Source organism: Pseudomonas sivasensis, from assembly GCF_052938085.1.
In genome coordinates, this window is record NZ_CP176442.1 from 1740490 (window position 1) to 1764794 (window position 24305).

At 62.7% G+C, this 24305-nt stretch carries 11 protein-coding genes; 5 read left to right on the forward strand and 6 right to left on the reverse strand.

Annotation, left to right across the window (positions count from 1 at the left end; translation table 11 throughout):
- Positions 1-524: 524 nt before the first annotated feature.
- From ACKZ62_RS08195 to ACKZ62_RS08215, 5 genes are read right to left on the reverse strand one after another with little or no spacing between them, the layout of a single operon-like run.
- Entirely contained in the window at positions 525-1286 is a 762-nt protein-coding gene (locus ACKZ62_RS08195; RefSeq protein ID WP_032887950.1) for an enoyl-CoA hydratase/isomerase family protein, read from the reverse strand.
- On the reverse strand, positions 1283-2440 hold the full coding sequence (gene atuD, locus ACKZ62_RS08200) for a citronellyl-CoA dehydrogenase (RefSeq protein ID WP_122764593.1): 1158 nt from the start codon (positions 2438-2440) through the stop codon (positions 1283-1285). Before atuD ends, ACKZ62_RS08195 begins: the two co-directional genes overlap by 4 nt.
- Positions 2441-2456: 16 nt before the next feature.
- Positions 2457-4073 (reverse strand): geranyl-CoA carboxylase subunit beta, encoded by a 1617-nt coding sequence (atuC, locus tag ACKZ62_RS08205; RefSeq protein WP_447096513.1) that lies wholly within the window; start codon positions 4071-4073, stop codon positions 2457-2459.
- Positions 4074-4076: 3 nt separating this feature from the next.
- Positions 4077-4949, reverse strand: a complete 873-nt coding sequence (locus ACKZ62_RS08210; protein ID WP_032887956.1) for an SDR family oxidoreductase — start codon at positions 4947-4949, stop codon at positions 4077-4079.
- Positions 4950-4962: 13 nt separating this feature from the next.
- Entirely contained in the window at positions 4963-6741 is a 1779-nt protein-coding gene (locus ACKZ62_RS08215; protein ID WP_447096514.1) for an acyclic terpene utilization AtuA family protein, read from the reverse strand.
- A gap of 153 nt (positions 6742-6894) precedes the next feature.
- Between ACKZ62_RS08215 and ACKZ62_RS08220 the strand changes: the two genes are divergently transcribed.
- From ACKZ62_RS08220 to ACKZ62_RS08230, 3 genes are all read left to right on the forward strand, one after another.
- Positions 6895-7518, forward strand: coding sequence for a TetR/AcrR family transcriptional regulator (locus ACKZ62_RS08220; protein WP_122756982.1), 624 nt, complete (start codon positions 6895-6897; stop codon positions 7516-7518).
- Between the two features lie 93 nt (positions 7519-7611).
- Complete coding sequence (locus ACKZ62_RS08225; RefSeq protein WP_447096515.1) at positions 7612-8400, forward strand: substrate-binding periplasmic protein; 789 nt, start codon at positions 7612-7614, stop codon at positions 8398-8400.
- Between the two features lie 68 nt (positions 8401-8468).
- Positions 8469-9482: a GNAT family N-acetyltransferase gene (locus tag ACKZ62_RS08230; protein ID WP_099603032.1), complete on the forward strand. Its 1014-nt coding sequence runs from the start codon at positions 8469-8471 to the stop codon at positions 9480-9482.
- A 49-nt stretch (positions 9483-9531) separates the two neighbouring features.
- Here ACKZ62_RS08230 and ACKZ62_RS08235 read toward each other — a convergent pair whose 3' ends face one another.
- A complete protein-coding gene (locus ACKZ62_RS08235; protein WP_005789991.1) occupies positions 9532-10083 on the reverse strand; it encodes an RNA polymerase factor sigma-70 in 552 nt (183 codons plus the stop codon).
- A gap of 299 nt (positions 10084-10382) precedes the next feature.
- On the opposite strand from ACKZ62_RS08235, the gene ACKZ62_RS08240 reads away from it, so the two are divergent.
- Together ACKZ62_RS08240 and ACKZ62_RS08245 are read left to right on the forward strand one after the other, a co-directional pair.
- On the forward strand, positions 10383-11135 hold the full coding sequence (locus tag ACKZ62_RS08240) for a thioesterase II family protein (RefSeq protein ID WP_032887966.1): 753 nt from the start codon (positions 10383-10385) through the stop codon (positions 11133-11135).
- 51 nt (positions 11136-11186) lie between these two features.
- Positions 11187-24098 carry a non-ribosomal peptide synthetase gene (locus tag ACKZ62_RS08245; RefSeq protein WP_447096516.1) on the forward strand — a complete coding sequence of 4304 codons (12912 nt, stop codon included), beginning with the start codon at positions 11187-11189 and terminating at the stop codon, positions 24096-24098.
- Positions 24099-24305 lie beyond the last annotated feature (207 nt).

Genomic DNA, 24305 nt, shown 5'->3' on the forward strand with positions numbered 1-24305 from the left:
GGTGTTTTCCCTGGGACTGAGTACATATCCGTTTCTTCGGTAACGGCAATCTATGGTTCCGCGCTTACAAAGGGTGGCCTTCGCCCCAACACCCGGTACCCGGCCGAGGCTCGGTGTGCCAGCTTCTTTGACAGGGCGATCGCAGTTCGAATGTGGGAGGGGGCTTGCTCCCGATAGCAGTGGTTCAGTTACACATCTGTTGGCTGATACACCGCCATCGGGAGCAAGCCCCCTCCCACATTTGGATCTCCACCTATCAGATAGGTCTCACCCTGCTTTTGACCTGCTTTTGATCTGACCCTTACATCCTTTTTGCTGACGAAGTCAGCGGTCTTTTGATCTTGATCTCAGGCGCCCCGTTAAACACGCTGGCCGCACACCGAGGCTGGGCGAGGTGCCGAGTGTTGGGGCAACAGCCTTTTGCTTGTGTTTGGCTGGGCTGGCATTCCGGCTCTTCCAAAAGTGAGTCGCCGTAAGGGCGAAACCATAGGCAGCCGTTACCCAAATAACGGATATACCCCCAATCAACGAGCCCACTCAGGCCGACGCCTCTGCAAAAAAGCCCGAGTCCCCTCAACCCCCTCCGCCCCGCTGACCGCCTCGGCAAACCACTGCGCCCCGCGATCCAATACAACCCCAATCGGCTCATCCACACTGGCCAACAACAACGCCTTGGTGCGCGCGTTGGCGCCTGGTGCGCAGCGCAGCACCTGCCCCAGGACTTCATCCAAACGCTCCGCCAACGCCTGCGGATCGCGCTCGGTGAAGTGCACCAGCCCCAGCCGTTCAGCTTCCTGCCCATCAAATCGCGCGGCGGTCAGTGCCAGTCTCCGCGCCTGGGTCAGGCCGATCCGCTTGACCACAAACGGCGCAATCTGCGCCGGCAGCAACCCCAGGCTGGTCTCCGGCAAACCGAACTGCGCCTGGTGATCGGCAATCGCGATGTCGCTCACACAGGCCAAGCCAAACCCGCCGCCGAGCACCGCGCCTTGCAGCACCACGATGACCACTTGCGACACGGCTTCCACCTCTTGCAGCAACGTGCCAAAGGCCCGGTTCAGCGCCTGCAATTGATCGCCTGCGCTGACCAGGTCCTTCACGTCGGCTCCCGCGCAGAAATGCCCGCCGGCACCGCTCAGAACCACCGCGCGGACTTGGTCGTCGAGTTGGGCCACTACCGCTCGCAGTTCGTTGACCATCTCCAGGCTCATGGCGTTGCGGCATTCGGGCCGATTGAGGGTGATGTGCAGCACGCCGTTATGGGGCTCCAGCAGCAAGGTGCTCATGGTTTTTTCCCTGGTAGCGTGCCCATCAATTTGCAGATGATGCCCAGCATGATTTCGTCGGCACCGCCGCCAATCGATACCAGGCGCACATCGCGATAAGCACGGGCTACGGGGTTGTCCCACATAAAGCCCATGCCGCCCCAGTATTGCAGGCAACTGTCGCTGACCTCACGGCCCAGGCGTCCGGCCTTGAGTTTGGCCATGGAGGCCAGGCGGGTCACGTCCTGGCCTTTGATGTATTGCTCGGTGGCCTGGTAAACCAGTGCCCGCAGGCATTCGATTTCGGTGGCCAGTTCGGCCAGGCGAAAGTGGATCACCTGGTTGTCGATCAGCGCTTTGCCGAAGGTCTGGCGTTCCTTGCAGTACTCGATGGTGCTGTCGATGCAGTACTCCAGGCCCTTGATCATATTGGCTGCGCCGAACAGGCGTTCTTCCTGGAATTGCAGCATCTGCATCATGAAGCCCGCGCCTTCGTGGCCGATACGGTTGCGCTGGGGGATGCGTACGTTGTCGAAGAACACCTGGGCGGTCTCGGAGCTGTGCATGCCGAGTTTTTCCAGGGGCGTGCTGACGCTGATGCCGGGGGTGTTCATCGGCAGCATGATCAGCGATTTGTTGATGTGCGGCTTGTCGTCCGAGGTGTTGGCCAGCAGGCACATGAAGTCCGCGCTGGGCGAGTTGGTGATCCACATTTTGCTGCCGTTGATCACGTAGTCATCGCCGTCCTTGCGCGCGTAGGTCTTGAGCCCGGCCACGTCGGAGCCGGCGCCGGTTTCCGAGACGCCGATGCAACCGACTTGCTCGCCGCTGATGGCCGGGCGCAGGAATTCGTCGCGCAGTGCATCGCAGCCGAAGCGGGCGAGGGCGGGGGTGCACATATCGGTCTGCACGCCGATGGACATGGGAATGCCGCCGCAGCGAATGGTGCCGAATTCTTCGGCGGCGACGATCGAGTAGCTGTAGTCCAGGCCCATGCCGCCGAATTGTTCGGGTTTGGAAATGCCCAGCAGCCCGAGGTCGCCGGCCTTGCGTAAGATCGCGTGGATGGGAAAGCGCCCGGCTTTTTCCCATTCGTCCACGTAGGGGTTTATCTCGCGATCGACGAAGGCGCGGACGGTGCGGCGCAGTTCCTGATGTTCCTGGGTGAAGATCATTGTTCTTGTTCTCCTGTTAGAAACGCGCCACACCGAAGCTGTTGGGCTGCAATTGCCGCACCTCGGCGTCATGGCAAATATCCAGCAAAAAGCCGAGCAACGTGCGGGTATCCCGGGGATCAATCAGCCCGTCATCCCACAGGTTTGCGCTGCCGTACAGCGCGGTGGATTGGCTGTCGAGCTTCTGCGCGGTGACCTGTTCCAGCATGTCCAGCACTTTGGGGTCGGGCACCAAGCCGTCTTTGAGCTGCTTGGCCTCGGTGACGATGCGCAGCACCTTGCCCGCCTGCGCGCCGCCCATCACCGCCGTGCGGCTGTTGGGCCAGGCGAAGATAAAGCGTGGGTCCAGACCCCGGCCACACATCGCATAGTTGCCCGCACCGTAGGAGCCGCCGACCACCACGGTGAGTTTAGGCACCCGCGCATTGGCCACCGCCTGGATCATCTTCGCGCCGTGCTTGATTACGCCTTGTTGCTCTGACTCGGTGCCGACCATAAAGCCAGTGGTGTTGTGCAAAAACAGCAGCGGCGTGCGGCTCTGGTCGCACAGCTGGATAAACTGCGCAGCCTTGCTCGCGCCTTTGGGCGTGATGGGGCCGTTGTTGCCGATCACACCAATGGCGCGGCCCTGGATATGCAGGTGGCCGCAGACGGTGTGGGCATCGAACTCGCCCTTGAATTCAAGGAATTGGGAACCGTCAGCCAGCCGCGCCAGGATCTCGCGCACGTCGTAGGGTTTTTTCGGGTCATCGGGGATCAGCCCCAACAGTTCCTCTGCGCAGTACAGCGGTTCTTTGTAGGTGCGTTTTGGCGCAGACGGCAGGCGGTCATTCCAGGGCAGCAGGCTGACGATCTCACGCACGATACGCACGCCATCGGCGTCGTTTTCCGCCAGGTATTCGGCGGTGCCGGCCGTTTGCGCGTGCATCTCGGCGCCGCCCAGTTCTTCATCGGTGGCCACTTCGCCCGTCGCCGCCTTGAGCAGCGGCGGCCCGGCCAGGAACAGCTTGGCCTTGCCGCGCACCACCACCACGTAATCCGACAACCCCGGTTGGTACGCGCCACCCGCAGTGGCCGAGCCGTGCACCACGGTGATCTGCGGCAGGCCCATGGCTGACATGCGCGCCTGATTGGCGAAGCTGCGTGCGCCTTCGACAAAAATCTCGGCGGCATAGTTGAGGTTGGCGCCGCCGCTTTCGGCCAGTGTCACCACCGGCAATTTGTTCTCCAGCGCGATCTGCTGCAGGCGCAGGGATTTTTTCAGCCCGGTAGGAGAAATGGTGCCGCCCTTGATCGCGCTGTTATTGGCCACCACCAACATGCGCACGCCGCTGACGTAGCCGATTCCTGCGATCAACCCACCCCCGGCGGCGCTGCCGTCCTTGTCGTCGTGGAGTTTGTAGCCGGCCAGGCTGGCCAGTTCCAGGAACGGCGCGCCGGGGTCCAGCAGCAAGTTGAGGCGTTCGCGGGGCAACAATTGGCCCCGTTTGTCGAACTTGGGCTTGGCTTCCTGGGCCTTGCTCAGCAGGTTTTGCTCCAGTTGGCGCAGGTGCTGAATGCTGTCCAGCATGGCCTCACGGTTGCGTGCGAACGCTGCGCTGTGGGCGTCGATCAGGCTTTCAATCACCGGCATGATTTATTTCCCTTCCTTGAGCACGTCCGGCAGGTAAGCGCGGTGAAAACCATTGAACGGTTCGCTCGGCGGCTGGGCCTTGTGCAGCGGCCAGGCACGGCTGCCGAGGCTGGCGGCGCCGTCGATGCGCAGGGTGCTGCCGCTGATAAATGCAGCGGCGGGGCTGAGCAGGAACACAATGGCGGCGCTGACTTCCGATTCGGTGCCGATACGCTTGAGCGGCACGTGTTCACGCAGGGTGGGGATCACCGCCTTGAACGCGCCCTCGTAGGTGTCCATGCCGCTGGAGGCGATCCAGCCCGGCGCCACGGCGTTGACCCGAACCCCAGCGCAGCCCCATTCGAAGGCGGCGGTTTTGGTGAAGTTGTCCATGCCGGCACGGGCGGCGCCGGAGTGGCCCATGCCGGGCATGCCGCCCCACATGTCGGCAAGCATATTGACGATAGCGCCGCCGTGTTTGCTCATGGATTGGTTGAACACTTCGCGGGCCATCAGGAAACCGCCCACCAGGTTGGTGCGCAGCACGGTTTCAAAGCCTTTCTGATTGATCGACGCGAGCGGTGATGGGTACTGGCCGCCAGCGTTATTCACCAAACCGTGGACCTGGCCGTGGTCATTCAGGATTTGGCTGACCAGCGTCTTCACCGCCTCTTCATCGCGAATATCGCAGGCGCTGCAATGGGCGATGCCGCCGTCTTCGGCAATTTCCGCCGCGACCGCTGCGAGCTTGTCCGGCTTGCGTCCGACCAGGATCACCTGGGCGCCGAGCGCTGCCAGCTCATGGGCGGTGCAGCGGCCAATGCCACTGCCGCCACCGGTGACAATCACGGTGTGACCCTGGAAAAGGTCGGCTTTGAAAATCGAGTCGAAGGCCACGGCAACGCTCCTGTTATTGGCATTGATCGGCAATGTGTTGCGGCACCGCAATGGGAATTTCCAGCAGTTGCTGGGCGAAAGCCTTGCCTTGGGGGTCGATGCGCAGGCTGGCAATGCCGCCGCCGCCCAACGCGTTTTCCAGCAGGAAATTCAGGCTGTGGCTGCCGGGCAGATACCAGCGCTCGACGCGGCCGTGCAGCGGGTCGAGCACGTGGCTCATCCAGTCGACGATCACTGCGGGCGTCAGCGCTTCGGCGATCCATGGCAGGTACTCGGGATCACGGGCGATCACGCCGATATTGCTGTGATTGCCCTTGTCACCGGAGCGTGCCACGGCGAGTTTCACGAGGGGCACGCTGGCGTCGGCGCGACCTTGGGGCTTGGGTGGATCCATCGGCGCGGCGGGCAGGGTTGGGGCATCGGTGATGGGTAGCGCGCAAGCGTGGCGTTCACCTTGGAAGTCGATCAGTAACTCACATGAGGACTTGTCGATCAGAAACGAAAACAACCGAATCAACGGATACACCGTCGGGCGACCCCCTACGATTCCGGTCAACCCCGGCGCCATCCCGGTAGCGGCCTGGGCGATCTCTCGCGCGAACAGCACCAGCGCCTGCTTGCTCGGGTGTCGCACCGCCAACTTGACCACCACTTCACGACAGTCATGACGCATCGCATGTGCGCCATAGGTTGCTTCGCTGCCCAGCAGCTCGATATTCACCTCGGTGTACGGCGCCCAGCCGCGTTGGCTGAACAGTTGCGAGGTCTTGTTGATGATCGCCTGGCTGACCCGCTCGGCCTTGGCCACCGCGTCGATCCCGGCAATCAGGCAACTGGCGGTGCAACGCGAGCCATCGGGATACGTGGCGCTGACCTTGTACTGGTCGGTGGGTGGCGAACCCTTGGCGCCGTGCAGGAGCACGCGGTTTTTTCCCTGCTGCTGCAGTTTGACCTGGCTGAAATCGCAGATCACGTCGGGCAACAGATAGGCGCATGGGTCGCCGATTTCATACAGCAACTGTTCGGCCACGCTGAGTTCGCTGATCAACCCGCCGGTGCCGTCGACCTTGGTTACCGTGAACTGGCCGTCGGCGCTGACCTCGACGATGGGGAAACCGATGTGTTCGTAGTCCGGCACATCGCGCCAATCGGTGAAGTTACCGCCGGTGCACTGGGCGCCGCATTCGATGATATGCCCGGCCAGGGCCGCTTGGGCGAGGCGGTCGTAGTCGTGCCAGGACCAGTCGAATTCATGCACCAGCGCTGCGCTGACCACGGCGCTGTCGACCACGCGGCCGGTGATAACGACATCGGCGCCCAGCGCCAAGGCTTGGGTGATGCCCGGTGCGCCAAGGTAAGCGTTGGCGGACACGCACACCGGCGGCAGCGGTGTGCCGCTGAACATATCGGTCGTGCCCGTGAGGTTTTTCAATTGGGGTTGCAGGTCATCGCCCAGCAGAACGGCTATTTTCAGCGGTACCTGGGCTTTATCGCAGGCCGCTTGCAGGGCTGCGGCGCAGGCTTGGGGATTAATGCCGCCAGCGTTGCTGATTACGCGGATGCCTTGGCCCTGGATATCGGCGAGCAGCGGTGTCAGCACCTCGACAAAATCCGTGGCGTAACCGGCCTGGGGGTCTTTCATCCGTGCGCCGGCAAGGATCGACATCGTGACTTCCGCCAGGTAGTCGAACACCAGGTAATCCAGCTTACCGCCGTGCACCAACTGGGCGGCGGCAGTGCAGGTATCGCCCCAGAAGGCGCTGGCACAGCCGATACGAACCGTCTTGCTCATGAGAAATCCTTCCTCGAATGGCTGTTGGCGAGACTACCAAGCAAGCGCTTGGTTTGTAAACTCCAGTCACAAGTTTTAGCCAAGCGCTTGCTTGGTTGGCGGCCACGGCCTAAATTGCCGGCCAAGACGTCAGTAGAAGTAGAGGAGAGCAGCATGGATGAGCACAAAGCCCTGCGGGTGATGCGCACCATGGTCGATGGCGGCCAATTGACCGATCCCGACAGCGCCCGGGGCAAGTTGCTGCAAACGGCGGCCCACCTGTTTCGCAACAAGGGTTTCGAGCGCACCACCGTGCGTGACCTGGCCAGTGCGGTGGGCATTCAGTCCGGCAGCATCTTTCATCACTTCAAGAGCAAGGACGACATCCTGCGGGCGGTGATGGAGGAAACCATCCACTACAACACGGCGCTGATGCGGGCTTCGCTGGAGGAGGCGACAAACGTGCGCGAACGTGTGCTGGCGCTGATTCGCTGCGAGTTGCAGTCGATCATGGGCGGCAGCGGCGAAGCCATGGCAGTGCTGGTGTATGAATGGCGCTCACTGTCGGCGGACGGCCAGGCCCAGGTCCTGGCGCTGCGCGACGTGTATGAAGACCTCTGGCTGCAAGTGCTGGGCGAGGCCAAGGCTGCTGGCTACATCAAGGGCGATGTATTTATCGCGCGCCGCTTCCTCACAGGCGCATTGTCCTGGACGACCACCTGGTTTCGCGCCGAGGGCAGCATGACGCTGGAGCAGTTGGCCGAAGAAGCCTTGTTGATGGTTCTGAAAGCCGACTGAGGCGCAAGCTATTAATTTGCTGGCGGAAAGTTGTCTCGCCAGACAAAAACGCCTAGCTTATCGCCATCAGAGTTTTGAACGGTGTGTGCCTTGATGTTTTCGCCATGGCAGCTGGCTGCAGGACTTACCTTTTGGGCACTGGGCACCGCGTGGTGGATGCCGGCGTCGGCTGCGCAATTGGTGCGCATCGGCGCGGCGCATTTCCCTCCTTATACGGTGCGCCCGGAGCAGGGCGCCGACACGGGATTGCTGCCGCAACTGGTGGAGGCCTTGAACGCCTCGCAAACCGACTACCAATTTGTGCTGGTGCCGACTTCCATTCCTCGACGTTTCCGCGATTTCGAGCAGGGCCGGATCGACATGGCCATCTTCGAAAACCCCGCGTGGGGCTGGCAGAAAATTCCCCATACCAGCGTCGACATGGGGCTGGAGGACGCGGAAATCTTCGTCGCCCAGCGTGAACCCGGTCGCGGCCAGGACTATTTCGCCGACCTTGCGGGCAAACGCCTGGCGGTGTTCAGCGGTTATCACTACGCCTTCGCCAGCTTCAACCCCGACCCCAAGAACATGGCCGAGCACTTCAACGCCACCTTGACCTATTCCCACGACAGCAACCTGCTGATGGTTGCGCGCGGGCGTGCGGACATTGCCTTGGTGACCCGTTCGTACCTGAGTGACTTCATGGTGCGCAATGCGGATATGGCCGCGCAGTTCCTGGTGTCTGAGCGTATCGATCAGGTTTATCACCATTACGCCTTGCTGCGGCCGAAGGCGCCGATCACGGGCCAGGCTTTTTCCGCGTTGCTCAAGCGTCTGCGCGATGACGGCGAGATGCTGAAGATTTTCGAGCCGTACCGCATCGACGTGATGCCGGTACCTTGATCGGCTAAATTTCCTCTCCCGGCTCACGTCACTTCTTTATCTGTCGACGGTTACCGTGAGCCCCTCCCATGTCCAATCTGAATGACCTGTCGGTCCTGCCGTTACCGGCCGGGCCTGCCTTGAATGCTGATGAAACCGAAAGCCACCTGAGCCTGACCCTGGAAGGCCAGCCGCTGGCGCGTTTGCGCCTGGAGCGTGGCGAGGACCTGCAGGTGCATTTGCAGACCCCCGCCGAGGTGCCTTCCCCCCGCGCCTTGTGGGCTGCCTGCTACTGGTTGTTTACCAAGGAGCCGACTCGGCAACGTCTGACCTGGCACCTTGAGCATGCGCCCGAAGACGCCTTGCGCAGTGGTTTGCTGGTGGCTAGCGAGATCGCCGGGCAGTACCGATGTGAACGCACCCTGTTCTGGCAATTGCCCCAGCCGTGGTTGGGACTCTCGCCCAGTGGCAGCTACCCGCAGCAGATGATCATCAGTGCCGGCAAGCGCCACCCCGTCCGTGCGCCGAAGCCTCGGGGTGAGGTTTACCGGCGTTATGACGCACGCCTCGGGGCCTGGATTTCCCTGCGCACCGTTGAGGTCGATGTGGATTTGGCGCGCTTCAATCGCTGGCAGAACAGCACGCGCGTGGCGAGTTTCTGGCAGGAAACCGGCAGCCTGGAGCAGCACCGGGAATACCTGGATAAGCTCGCCGCCGATCCGCACACCCTCACGCTGATCGGCTGTTTTGATGACGAACCCTTTGCCTATTTCGAAGCCTACTGGGCCAAGGAAGACCGTATCGCGCCGTTCTACGATGCCGCTGACTACGACCGTGGCATCCACATGCTGGTGGGGGAGGAACATCATCGCGGTCCGCACAAGGTCGCCAGTTGGCTATCGGCGCTGGTGCACTACCTGTTCCTGGATGACCCTCGCACCCAACGTGTGGTGGCAGAACCGCGCGCCGATAACGCGAAGATGATCGGCCATATGCACAACCAGTGTTTCCACTGTGAAAAGGAGTTCGATTTCCCGCACAAGCGTGCGGCGCTGATGATTCTGGGGCGGGAGCGGTTTTTTGAGCGGTGCGGGCTGGTGTGAGCGGTGGGGGCGGGCGTGCTCGCCCCCATTATGGGCAGATCCGTGTCGATCAGACGCGCCGTGCAAATGTATCGCTATGGCTGCCCGACACCTTGCGGCAGTGCACCAGCGCATCGCGAATCATGAAGTTCACCAGCGTTGGTGACACCCCCAACTCCTTGGCGATGTCCTTTTGCGGCACGCCGTGCAGACGGTACATCTCGAACGCGTAACGGGTGCGCTGGGGCAGCTCAGTCAGGGCGTCGGCGATGTTTTCCAGGGTGTTGAAATTGATGTGGGAGGTTTCCGGTGAAGCGCCGTGAATAACCACATTCAAGCCTTCCTCTTCCGTCCCGGAGTATTTGAGCTCCAGGGCCTGCTTACGGTAGTGATCGATGGCCAGGTTACGGACGATCTGGAACAGGTAACTCAATTGGGCCTTGAACGAGGATGTGATCGTCGGCGCCGATTGCAGGCGGAAGTAGGCATCCTGCACGACGTCTTCGGCGCGGGAGCGGCAGCCGGTAATTCGTGCTGCGATCTTCACCAGAATCAGTCGGTTGTCGACGAATGCCTGGAGAAGTGGTGAGTCGCACCTGCCTGTGGATACTTGTTCCGTCATGGAAATCACCTTGAAAAATAGGTTGGGGGAGGGCGTCCTTGCTGAGGCCTCCTACACATCGGGCAACAAATTAGGCTGAATGATAATGATTGTCAAATGAGAAGACGAACTAATCTTATGCTTTCTTGTTCGGCGTGAACCACGTCTCGCTCATGCCTGGCGACTAATTATTTGCCGGTGCCGTCCGTTCTTCTGGGTGAAAGGTCCGTTAGTCAGGCGGCCAAGGATCAGCACCCGCAGGAGGACGAGATGGGTTTTTATCGTGCATACAGCGTGTTTCAGTTTGGGGTCTTCGAGCGATGAGCGCGCCGACCCGACTGCGCCTGTTCTGCCTGCCCTATTCAGGCGCCAGCGCCATGGTCTATGCACGTTGGCGCCGGGTGTTGCCCGAGTGGCTGCAGGTATGCCCGCTGGAATTACCCGGTCGTGGCATGCGCATGGACGAGCCCTTGCAGCGCGATATCAAGGCCTTGGCTGCGCAACTGGCGGACGAAATCTGCCACGACTTGAGCGGCCCCTACGCGTTGTTCGGCCACAGCCTCGGCGGCCTGCTCGCCTTTGAATTGGCCCATGCGTTAAACGCACGCAACGTCCCTGCGCCGCTGGCGCTGTTCGCTTCCGGCACTGCCGGCCCTGCGCGTCGCGATGTCAGCGAATACGCCATCGAAAAGACTGATGAGCAACTGATCGCCCGTCTGCGCGAACTGCAGGGCACCGCCGAAGCGGCCCTGGCCAACCCCGAATTGATGCAACTGATGCTGCCGATCCTGCGCGCTGACTTCCTGCTGTGCGGCAGCTTCACCTACGGCGAGCGTGAGCCGCTGGGCATGCCGATCCATGTATTCGGTGGCAAGCAGGACAGCGTACGCGCCGACCAATTGCTCGACTGGCAACTCGATGCCGCCAGCGGCTTTTCCCTCGATATGTTCGACGGCCACCACTTCTTCCTCATGCAGCACGAAAGCACCGTATTGCGCTGCCTGCGGCGCTACGCCGACGAACACCTGGCCCGCTGGCGCAATGGCGCGGCGCGGCAGTTGGTCGCCGGCTGATAGCTACTCAATTTCCGAATTTCCCGTAAGCCGATTTCAGGCAGGAACCCCATGATGGACGCCTTCGAACTTCCCCGCACCCTGGTCCAGTCCCTTCAACGTCGCGCCGCGCAGACCCCGGACCAGGTGGCTCTGCGCTTCCTCGCCGAGTCCGCCGAGCACAGCGTTGTGCTCAGTTATCGCGACCTCGACCAACGCGCCCGCACCATTGCCAGCGCCCTGCAGGCCAATGCCGCGCTGGGCGACCGCGCAGTGCTGTTGTTCCCCAGCGGTCCGGATTACGTCGCGGCGTTTTTTGGCTGCCTGTACGCTGGGGTGATCGCAGTGCCGGCCTACCCGCCTGAGTCCACCCGCCGTCATCACCAAGAGCGTTTGCTGTCGATCATCAGCGACGCCGAACCGCGCCTGCTGCTGACCATTGCCAGTCTTGCCGATGGCCTGGCACAGATCGAAAATGCGCCGCCGGTGTTGAGTGTCGATACCCTCGATGCGCCAGTGGCCGATGCCTGGATCGCCCCTGACCTACAGCCCGACGACATCGCGTTCCTGCAATACACCTCCGGCTCCACAGCGCTGCCCAAAGGCGTGCAAGTCAGCCACGGCAATCTGGTGGCCAACGAAGTGCTGATCCGCCGTGGCTTTGGCATCGACCTCAACCCCGACGACGTGATTGTCAGCTGGCTACCGCTGTACCACGACATGGGTCTGATCGGCGGCCTGTTGCAACCGATCTTCAGTGGCGTGCCGTGCGTGCTGATGTCGCCTGCGTACTTCCTTGGCCGGCCATTGCGCTGGCTGGAAGCTATCAGCCAATACGGCGGCACCATCAGCGGCGGCCCGGATTTCGCCTACCGCCTATGCAGCGAACGGGTCAGTGAGTCAGCCCTGGAACGCCTGGACCTGAGCACGTGGCGCGTGGCCTATTCCGGCTCCGAGCCGATCCGGCTCGACACCCTGGACCGCTTCGCCGAGAAATTCGCCGCCTGTGGTTTTAGCTCAGACAATTTCTTTGCGTCCTACGGCCTCGCCGAGGCCACGCTGTTTGTCGCTGGCGGCACCCGGGGTCATGGCATCCCGGCGCTGCGCGTCGACGAGACGGCGCTGGCTGCCAACCGCGCCGAACCGGGGCAGGGCAGTGCGATCATGAGTTGCGGCACCAGCCAGCCGGAACACGCGGTGCTGATCGTCGATCCCCACACCTTGAGTGAGCTGCCCGACAACCGCGTCGGCGAACTCTGGGCCACCGGTCCGAGCATCGCCCACGGCTACTGGCGCAACCCCGAAGCCACGGCCAAGACCTTCGTCCAGCATGCCGGGCGGACCTGGCTGCGCACCGGCGACCTGGGCTTTATTCGCTTTGGTGAGGTGTACATCACCGGCCGCCTGAAAGACCTGTTGATCGTGCGCGGTCATAACCTCTACCCGCAAGACATCGAGCAGACTATCGAGCGCGAAGTGGAAGTGGTGCGCAAAGGCCGGGTTGCTGCGTTTGCGGTGAATGACCAGGGTCTGGAAGGCATCGGCATCGCCGCTGAAATCAGCCGCAGCGTGCAGAAAATCCTGCCGCCCGAGGCGTTGATCAAAGCCATCCGCCAAGCCGTGGCCGAAGCCTACCAAGAAGCGCCGAGTGTGGTGGTGTTGCTCAACCCCGGCGCATTGCCCAAGACCTCCAGCGGCAAGGTGCAGCGTGCGGCCTGCGCGCTGCGTCACGCCGACGGCAGCCTCGACAGCTATGCGCAGTTCCCCGATCTGCAAGGGCTGGCGGGCGATGCTGCGCTGGAATCCGAACTGCAACAGCAGATCGCGGCGATCTGGTGCGAACAGTTGCAGGTCGCGACCGTTGCTGCCGACGATCACTTCTTCCTGCTCGGCGGTAACTCCATCACCGCTACCCAAGTGGTCGCACGTCTGCGTGAAACCCTCGGCCTGGAGCTGAACCTGCGCATGCTGTTCGAGGCGCCGACCCTGTCGATGTTTGCCGCCAATGTTGCGCAATCGCAGCAGGACGGCGGCGTAGCCCAAGGTGCAATTCATGCCTTGTCACGCCAGGACGAACTGCCTCAGTCCCTGGCCCAGAATCGGCTGTGGATCACCTGGCAACTGGACCCTCAGAGCAGCGCCTACACCATTCCCGGCGGCTTGCGCCTGCGTGGCGAGCTGGACGAAGACGCAGTGCGCCTGAGTTTCCAGCACCTGATCCAGCGCCACGAAGCCCTGCGCACCCGCTTCTACGAGCGCAACGGCCAGGCCTTCCAGCGTGTTGACGCCAACGTGGCGTTCGACCTGCAAGTCATCGACCTTAGCGACTTGCCCGCTGCCGAGCGCGAAACCCGCGCGCAGCAGATCCGCGAAGACGAAGCACGCACTCAATTTGATCTGGAAAAAGGCCCACTGCTGTGGGTGACACTGGTGCGCCTGGACGATGAAGACCATCAACTGCTGGTGACGCTGCATCACATCATTGCCGATGGTTGGTCGCTCAACATCCTTATCGACGAGTTCTCGCGCCTCTATGCCGCGGCCTCCCAGGGACAATCCCTGGAACTGCCGGCCCTGGCCCTGCAATACGCCGACTACGGCAGTTGGCAACGTCAATGGCTGGCCGAAGGTGAAGGTCAGCGCCAACTGGCGTACTGGAAAAACCAACTGGGGGACGAGCACCCGACCCTGAGCCTGGCCACCGACCATCCGCGCTCCGTGCAGCACATCCGCAGTGCTTCGCGCCATAGCGTGCGCCTGAGCGTCGGCCTCAGCGAAGCGATTCGCCAGACCGCCCAGGCCAATGAGTCCACGCCATTCATGCTGTTGCTGGCGGCGTTCCAGACCTTGCTCTATCGCTACAGCGGCCAGCGCGATATCCGCATCGGCGTGCCCAATGCCAACCGCCCGCGCCAGGAAACCCAGGGCCTGATCGGCTTTTTCATCAACACCCTGGTGCTGCGCGCCGAACTGGACGGGCGCCTGCCGTTCAACCAGCTATTGGCCGCCACCCGCGAGACCGCACTGGGTGCCCAAGCCCATCAGGACCTGCCCTTCGAGCAACTGCTGGAAGCCTTCCCTCAGGCCCGCGAGCAGGGCTTGTTCCAGGTCATGTTCAACCACCAGCAACGCGACCTCAGCGCCTTGCGCCGCCTGCCGGGCATGCTCGCCGATGAGCTGCCGTGGCACAGCCGCGAAGCCAAGTTCGACCTGCAACTGCATACCGAAGAAGACCGCAACGGCCGCCTGAGCCTGGCGTTCGACTACGCCGATGAAGTGTTTGAAGGCACAACCATCCAGCGCCTCGCCGAGCACTTCATCAACCTGCTGCACGCCATCTGCGAGCAACCCCAGCAAGCCCTCGGCGACCTGCGTTTGCTGCAAGCGGACGAACAGCAACCGTGGAGCCAAGCGCCGTGCGCGCCCGCCCAGCAATGGTTGCCCGAGCTGCTCAATCAGCAGACTTCGGACAACACCGCGTTGGTCTGGCAGGACGGCAGCCTGACCTTCGCCCAACTGCATGCCCAAGCCAACCGCCTGGCCCATTACCTGCGCGACAAAGGCGTGGGCCCGGACGTGTGCGTGGCTATCGCCGCCGAGCGTTCGCCGCAACTGCTGATCGGCCTGCTGGCGATCATCAAGGCCGGTGGCGCCTACGTGCCGCTGGACCCGGATTACCCCGCTGAGCGCCTGGCCTACATGCTCAAGGACAGTGGCGTGCAACTGCTGCTGACCCAGACCGCAGTGTTGGAAAAACTGCCGAGCGCTGACGGCGTGTGTGTCATCGCCATGGACAGCCTGCATCTGGAAAGCTGGCCGACCCAGGCGCCGGGCCTGCACCTGCACGGCGATAACCTCGCCTACGTGATCTACACCTCCGGTTCCACCGGCCAGCCCAAAGGCGTGGGCAATACCCATGGGGCCCTGGCCGAGCGCTTGCAGTGGATGCAGGCCACTTATCAACTGAACGACACCGACGTGCTGATGCAAAAGGCACCGATCAGTTTCGACGTGTCGGTGTGGGAATGCTTCTGGCCGTTAATCACCGGCTGCCGCCTGGTGCTGGCCGGCCCTGGCGAACATCGCGACCCGCACCGCATCGCGCAGTTGGTGCAGGAACATGGCGTGACCACCCTGCACTTTGTGCCGCCGCTGTTGCAGCTGTTCATCGACGAGCCGCTGGTACCCGAATGCACCAGCCTGCGTCGCCTGTTCTCCGGCGGTGAGGCGTTACCAGCCGAGCTGCGCAACCGCGTATTGGCTCAGTTGCCGGCGGTGCAGTTGCACAACCGCTATGGCCCGACCGAGACCGCGATCAACGTCACCCACTGGCACTGCACCGCTGAAGATGGCGAGCGCTCGCCGATTGGCCGACCGCTGGGCAATGTGATCTGCCGCGTATTGGACGATCACCTCAACCTGTTGCCGGCCGGTGTGCCGGGCGAACTGTGCATCGGTGGCATCGGCCTGGCGCGGGGGTATCTGGGGCGTGCCGGTTTGACCGCCGAACGGTTTATCGCCGACCCGCTGGGCGAGGCGGGTGCGCGCCTGTATCGCACTGGCGACCGTGTGCGCTGGAATGCTGACGGCGTGCTCGAATACCTGGGGCGTCTCGATCAGCAGGTCAAGCTGCGCGGCTTCCGCGTGGAGCCTGAAGAAATCGAAGCGCGCCTGCTGGCGCTGGACGGTATCGCCCAGGCCGTTGTGCTGGTGCGCAATGCCACACTGATCGGCTACTACACCGCAAGCAGAGCGCTGGACGAACAGGACGTGAAAGCCGCCCTGGCAGCCGAGCTGCCCGAGTACATGGTGCCTGCGCAACTGATGCGCCTGGACGCCATGCCCCTGAGCCCCAGCGGTAAGCTGGACCGCCGCGCATTGCCGGAGCCGGTGTGGCAAACCCGCGAACACATTGAACCCGAAACCCCGTTGCAACAGCAGATCGCCGCAATCTGGCGCGAAGTGCTCGGCCTGCCGCAAATCGGCCTGCGCGATGACTTCTTCGCCCTCGGCGGCCACTCATTGCTGGCCACGCAAATCATCTCCCGCACCCGCCAGGCCTGTGACGTTGAGCTGCCGCTGCGTACCTTGTTTGAAGCCAGTGAACTGGGCGCGTTTGCCGAGCAAGTCGGCCTGATCCAGGCCTCGGGCCAGCGCAACCAGCAAACCGCGATTGCCAAAGTCGACCGCAGCCAACCGGTGCCGCTGTCCTATTCCCAGCAGCGCATGTGGTTCCTCTGGCAGATGGAGCCGGACAGCCCGGCCTACAACGTCGGTGGCATGGCGCGCCTGCGGGGCGTGCTGGATGTGGGGCGTTTCGAGGCGGCGTTGCAGGCCTTGATCATGCGCCACGAAACCCTGCGCACCACGTTCCCCAGTGTCGACGGCGTGGCCTATCAAAAGGTCTCGCCGCAGACCGGCGTGCGCATGGACTGGCAGGATATTTCGGCGCTGAATGAAACCGAGCGCGAGCAGCGCTTGCAGCAGTTGGCCGATCACGAGGCCCACACGCCGTTCAACCTGGAAACCGGCCCGTTGCTGCGCGCGTGCCTGGTCAAGGCCGGCGAGCAGGAACACTACTTGGTGCTGACCCTGCACCACATCGTCACTGAAGGCTGGGCCATGGACATCTTTGCCCGTGAACTCAGCGCGCTGTACGAAGCCTTTATCGACGAGCGTCTGTCGCCATTGTCGCCGTTGCCGGTGCAATACCTCGACTACAGCGTGTGGCAGCGTCAGTGGCTGGAGTCCGGCGAGCGTCAACGCCAGTTGGATTACTGGACCGCGCAACTGGGCACCGAACACCCCTTGCTGGAACTGCCCGGCGACCGCCCACGACCACCGGTACAAAGCCACCAGGGCGAGCTGTACCGCTTCGATCTGAGCGACGCGTTGGCTGCCCGCGTGCGCGCCTTCAATGCCGAACGCGGTCTCACGCTGTTCATGACCATGGCCGCGACCCTGGCCGTGTTGCTCTACCGCTACAGCGGCCAGACCGACCTGCGCATCGGCGCCCCCGTGGCCAACCGTATTCGCCCGGAAAGCGAAGGGCTGATCGGCGCATTCCTCAATACCCAGGTGCTGCGTTGCCAGCTCAACGGTCAGATGAATGTCGGCGAGTTGTTCGAGCAAGTACGCCACACCGTGATCGAGGGCCAATCCCACCAGGACCTGCCGTTCGACCATCTGGTGGAAGCCCTGCAACCTCCGCGCAGCGCCGCGTACAACCCGTTGTTCCAGGTGATGTGCAACGTGCAGCGCTGGGAATTCCAGCAGAGCCGTCAACTGGCCGGCATGACCGTCGAATACCTGGCCAACGATGCTCGCGCGACCAAGTTCGACCTCAACCTGGAAGTGACCGACCTCGACCATCGCCTGGGTTGCTGCCTGACTTACAGCACTGATTTGTTCGACGAACCGCGCATTGCGCGCATGGCTGAACATTGGCGCAACCTGCTGGAAGCGTTGATTGCAGACCCCGATCAACGCCTCAGCGAACTGCCGCTGCTGACCGCCACCGAACAACGCGCATTGCAGAACAGCCTGGGCGTCGAGGCCGGTTTGCATCGTCTCGACCAGTGCATTCATCAGCTGTTCAGCCAGCAGGCGCAAATGCGTGCGCAGGCTCCGGCGCTGACCTTTGCCGGCGTAACCCTCACTTACGCGGAACTCAATGCACGCGCCAATCGCCTGGCCTGGATGCTGCGCGAACGCGGCGTCGGCCCGCAGGTGCGGGTCGGCTTGGCGCTGCCACGCTCCCTGGAAATGGTCATTGGCCTGCTGGCGATCCTTAAGGCCGGCGGCGCCTATGTACCGCTGGACCCGGAATACCCGCTGGACCGCCTGCACTACATGATCGAAGACAGCGGCATCGGCCTGTTGCTCAGCGACGCGGCGATGTTCGAAGCCCTGGGTGAACTGCCGGCCTCGGTGGCGTGCTGGTGCCTGGAAGACGACTCGCCAGTGCTGGTGAATTACCCGGCCGATGAGCTGCCATTTATCAGCCTGCCACAACACCAGGCGTACCTGATCTACACCTCCGGCTCCACCGGCAAACCGAAAGGCGTGGTGGTGTCCCACGGCGAAATCGCCATGCATTGCCAGGCTGTGATCGAGCGTTTCGGCATGCGCCCGGACGACTGCGAGCTGCATTTCTATTCGATCAACTTCGACGCCGCCACCGAGCGTTTGCTGGTGCCGTTGCTCAGCGGCGCGCAGGTGGTCTTGCGGGCCCAAGGCCAATGGGATGCGGAGGAAATCTGTGGGCTGATCCGCACCCATCGCATCAATATCCTCGGCTTCACCCCAAGCTATGGCAGCCAGTTGGCGCAGTGGCTGGCGACTCAACACCAAACCCTGCCCGTGCGCATGTGCATCACCGGCGGTGAAGCCCTGACCGGCGAACACCTGCAGCGCATTCGCGCAGCCTTCCAGCCAGAGGTGTTCTTCAACGCCTATGGCCCGACTGAAACCGTGGTGATGCCGTTGGCCAGCCTGGCGCCGGAGCACTTGGAGGAGGGCGCCGGCAGCGTGCCGATCGGTAGCATTATCGGCGACCGTGTGGCCTATATTCTCGACGCCGACCTGGCCTTGGTGCCCCAAGGCGCGACCGGCGAGTTGTATGTCGGCGGCGCGGGCCTGGCTCAGGGTTACCACGAGCGCCCGGGCATGACGGCGGAGCGTTTTGTCGCCGATCCCTTTGCCGCCAATGGTGGCCGCCTGTATCGCACCGGCGACCTGGTGCGCCAACGCGCCGATGGTCTGGTGGAGTACCTGGGGCGTATCGACCATCAAGTGAAAATCCGTGGTTTCCGTATAGAACTGGGCGAGATCGAAACCCGCCTGCTGGAGCACGAAGCTGTGCGCGAAGCGGTGGTGCTGGCGCTGGATTCGCCGAGCGGCAAACAGCTCGTGGCGTACCTGGTCAGCGACGCAGAGCACGGGCCATTGCGCGAGGCGCTGAAGGCGCATCTCAAGGCGCAACTGCCGGACTACATGGTGCCCGCGCACCTGATCGTGCTCGACAGCATGCCGTTGACCGCCAACGGCAAGCTCGACCGCCGTGCCTTGCCGCAACCGGACCCCGAGGCCAATCGCCAACAGTACGTAGCCCCGCGCAACGAACTGGAAAGCACCTTGGCCGCGATCTGGTGTGCGGTGTTGAACGTGCAACAAGTCGGCCTGGACGATAATTTCTTTGAACTGGGCGGCGACTCTATCCTGTCGATCCAGGTGGTCAGCCGTGCGCGGCAGGCAGGAATTCATTTCAGCCCCCGCGACCTGTTCCAGCACCAAACGGTGCAAACCCTGGCCGCGGTGGCCACGCGCTCCGAGCAGGTCACGGCGGAGCAGGGCGTACTCACCGGCAGCTCGGGCCTCACGCCGATCCAGCACTGGTTCTTTGACACCGACATCCCGGCGCGTCAGCACTGGAACCAGGCGTTGGTCCTCAAGCCGCTGCAATTGCTCGAACCCCATCGCCTGGAGCAAGCGCTGCTGGCGGTGCTGGAACACCACGACGCCCTGCGCCTTAGCTTCACGCGGCGCAACGCGCAATGGCATGCCGAACATTTGACCGTGCCCCAGGGCGGCGTGCTGATGCAGGCGCAAGTGCGCGATATGGCCCAGTGCACCGCCTTGTTCACTGACACCCAACGCAGCCTCGACCTTGAACACGGCCCGCTGCTGCGCGCCTTGCTGGTGGATGGCCCCGAAGGCCAGCAACGCCTGCTGATCGCGATTCATCACCTGGTGGTGGACGGCGTGTCGTGGCGTGTGTTGCTCGAAGACCTGCAGAACGTGTATCGCCAACTGAGCGAGGGCGAGTCCGTCAGCCTGCCGGCCAAGACCAGCGCCTTGCGTGACTGGGCCGCGCGCTTGCAGGCTTATGCCAGCAGCGAATCCCTGCGTGAAGAATTGAGCGTGTGGCAGGACCACTTGGCGGGCCCGACGGTGGCGTTGCCGGTGGACCGTGCGCAGGGTACGTTGCGCAATCGCGATGCCGACACGGTCAGCGTGCGCCTGGATGCCGAACACACCCGTCAGTTGCTGCAACAAGCCCCAAGCGCATACCGCACCCAGGTCAATGACCTGTTGCTGACCGCCTTGGCCCGCGTGCTGTGCCGCTGGAGCGGGCATGACTCGGCGCTGATCCAACTGGAAGGCCATGGCCGCGAAACCCTGTTCGATGAGATCGACCTGACCCGCAGTGTCGGCTGGTTCACCAGTGCCTATCCACTGCGCCTGACGCCCGTGCAAATCGAAGAAGCGGCCGGGCAGGGCGCCTCGATCAAGGCGATCAAAGAGCAACTGCGGGCGGTACCCCACAAAGGGTTGGGCTATGGCGTGCTGCGCTACCTGGCGGACGACCTGTGCAAGCAGGCCATGGCCGCGCTGCCAACCGCCGACATCACCTTCAACTACCTCGGCCAGTTCGACCAGAGCTTCGGCAGCGAGGCGCTGTTCCACCCGCTGGATGAGTCGGCGGGCCTGGCCCACGACCCGGATGCGCCGCTGCCCAACGCCCTGAGCGTCGACAGCCAGGTGTATGGCGGTGAGCTGGTGCTGCGCTGGACCTTCAGCCGTGAGCGCCACGATGCAGACACCATCCGCGAGTTGGCCGAGGCCTACGTCGCCGAGCTGTACAGCTTGATCGCCCATTGCCTCAAGGATGATGCCGGTGGTCTCACACCGTCCGACTTCCCCCTGGCGAAATTGACCCAGCCGCAACTCGACAGCTTGCCGGTCCCGGCCAGTGCCATCGAAGACGTGTACCCGCTGACTCCGATGCAAGAGGGCCTGTTGCTTCACACTTTGCTGGAGCCGGGCACCGGTCTGTACTACATGCAGGACCGCTACCGCATCAACAGTGCCCTGGACCCTGAGCGTTTCGCCCAGGCCTGGCAAGCGGTGATCGCCCGTCATGAAGCCTTGCGTGCCTCGTTCTGCTGGAACGTTGGCGAAGACATGCTGCAAGTGATCCACAAACCCGGCAGCACGCCGATTGAATATCTGGACTGGAGCAACGATCCCGAGGCTGAGCAAGAGCCGCGTCTGCAAGCGCTGCTCAAGGCCGAGCGTGAAGCCGGCTTCGATCTGCTCAACCAGGCGCCGTTCCACCTGCGTCTGATCCGCGTCGGCGAAGCACGCTACTGGTTCATGATGAGCAACCACCACATCCTTATCGATGCGTGGTGCCGTTCGCTGCTGATGAATGACTTTTTCGAGATCTACATGGCCCTGGGCGAAGGCCACGACGCGCAGTTGGCCGCGGCGCCGCGTTATCGCGACTACATCGCCTGGCTGCAACGTCAGAACCTGAATGAGGCGCGCCAGTGGTGGCAACAGAACCTGCAAGGCTTTGAGCGCACCACGCCGATCCCGAGCGACCGCCCTTTCCTGCGCGAACATGCGGGCCACAGCGGCGGCATGGTGGTGGGCGACTGCTACACCCGTCTTGATGCCCGCGATGGCGCGCAACTGCGTGAACTGGCACAGGCCCACCAACTCACCGTCAACACCTTTGCCCAGGCGGCATGGGCCCTGGTGCTGCGCCGCTTGAGCGGCGATCGCGACGTGTTGTTCGGCGTCACCGTGGCCGGGCGTCCGGTGGAAATGCCGGAGATGCAACGCACCGTCGGCCTGTTTATCAACAGCATCGCGCTGCGGGTAAAGCTGCCGGAAGACGGTCAACGTTGCAGCGTGCGTCAGTGGTTGAGCGGCTTGCTCGACAGCAACATGCAATTGCGCGAGTACGAATACCTGCCATTGGTGACCATCCAGGAACACAGCGAATTGCCTAAAGGCCAACCGCTGTTCGACAGCCTTTTCGTGTTCGAAAACGCCCCGGTGGAAACCTCGGTGCTGGACCGTGCACAAAGCTTGAATGCCACCTCGGATTCCGGCCGCACCCACACTAACTTCCCGCTGACCGCCGTGTGCTACCCCGGCGATGACCTGGGCTTGCACCTGTCTTACGACCAGCGTTACTTCGACGAAACCACCGTGCAAAACATGCTCGGCGAGTTCAAGCGCCTGCTGTTGGCGCTGGTGCAGGGGTTCCATGGCGACATGGCCGACCTGCCGTTGATTGGCGAACAGGAGCGTGAATTCCTGGTTGAAGGCTGCAACCAGAGCGCACACGTCTATCCGCTGGACCTTAGCTATATCGAGCTGTTCGAAGCGCAAGTGAGCGAGCATCCGCAGCGGATCGCCGCCAGTTACCTGGAACAGCAGTGGACCTATGACGAACTCAACCGCCGCAGCAACGGCTTGGGCCATGCGTTGATCGCGGCGGGTGTCGGCCTGGATCAACCGGTGGCCTTGCTGGCCGAGCGTAACCTCGACCTGCTGGGCATGATCATCGGCAGCTTCAAGGCCGGTGCGGGTTACCTGCCGTTGGACCCGGGCCTGCCAAGCCAGCGTTTGAGCCGCATCATCGACATGAGCCGTACGCCGTTGCTGGTGTGCACCGAAGCGTGCCGCGAGCAGGCCATTGAGTTGCTCGAAGGTTTCGACTGCCAGTTGCTGGTGTGGGAAGAAGTGCCGGCTCGTGGTGAGAACCCAGGCATCTACAGTGGCCCGGACAACCTCGCCTATGTGATCTACACCTCGGGCTCCACGGGCTTGCCTAAAGGCGTGATGGTCGAGCAGCGCGGCATGCTCAATAACCAACTGAGCAAACTGCCGTACCTGGACCTGAGCGCGGCGGACGTGATCGCGCAAACCGCGTCGCAAAGTTTCGACATTTCCGTGTGGCAATTCCTCGCCGCGCCGCTGTTCGGCGCGCGGGTGGACATCGTGCCGAACACCATCGCCCACGATCCCCAAGGTTTGCTGGCCCATGTTGAGGCACAAGGCATTACCGTGCTGGAGAGCGTACCGTCGCTGATCCAGGGCATGCTGGCCCAGGACCGCATCAGCCTCGACGGCCTGCGCTGGATGCTGCCCACCGGTGAGGCGATGCCGCCGGAACTGGCGCACCAATGGTTGCTGCGTTACCCGCAGATCGGTTTGGTGAACGCTTATGGCCCTGCGGAATGCTCGGATGACGTGGCGTTCTTCCGTGTTGATTTGGCATCGACCCGTGGCACCTATCTGCCGATCGGCACGCCGACTGACAACAACCGCCTGTACCTGCTGGATGGCGCGCTGGAGTTGGTGCCCCAAGGGGCTGTCGGCGAGTTATGTGTAGCCGGCACGGGGGTGGGGCGTGGTTATGTCAGCGATCCGTTGCGCACCGCTCAAGTGTTTGTGCCGAACCCGTTCGGCGCACCGGGTGAGCGCCTGTATCGCACCGGCGACCTGGCGCGTCGGCGCAGCGATGGTGTCTTGGAGTACGTCGGACGTATCGACCATCAGGTGAAGATTCGCGGCTACCGAATCGAACTGGGTGAAATCGAAGCGCGCCTGCACGAGCAGCCGCAAGTGCGCGATGCAGCGGTGGGCGTGCAGGAAGGCGTCAACGGCAAGCATTTGGTGGGTTATCTGGTGGCCGCTGATGAAACCCTCAACCCAAGCGAGTGCCTGGACCGCATCAAGCAACACCTGCGCGCCGAGCTGCCGGAATACATGGTCCCGCTGCACTGGCTGTGGCTCGACCGCCTGCCGCTCAACGCCAACGGCAAACTCGACCGCAAGGCCCTGCCGGAACTGGAAATCGGCCAGTTGCACAGCCAGGATTACCTGGCACCGCGCAACGAACTGGAAACCACCTTGGCCGCGATCTGGGCCGAGGTGCTGAAAGTCGAAAGGGTAGGGGTACAGGACAACTTCTTCGAACTGGGCGGGCACTCGTTGCTGGCCACGCAGATTGCCTCACGGGTGCAGAAGACCTTGCAGCGCGATGTGCCACTGCGGGCGATGTTCGAGTGCAGCACGGTGTCGCAATTGGCCGAGTACATCGAGGGATTAGCGGCCAATGAGATCAGCGCGGAGAAGGTGGATCGGTTGAGTGATTTGATGGCGGAGTTGGAGGGGCTTTAATCTTCGCTGGGTTTGAGGGCCTCATCGGTATCTACACAACTTTCAGTGGTCTGTGCCCCAACACTTGGCACCTCGCTTAGGCTCGGTGTGCCCGAACGAAGGCTCTGGAGCCGACCGGAGTTGGGTCTGGTGTACTGGGTTAAAAATGTGGGAGGGGGCTTGCGCCCGATGAGGGAGTGTCAGTTGATGCATCTTTGGCTGACCCAC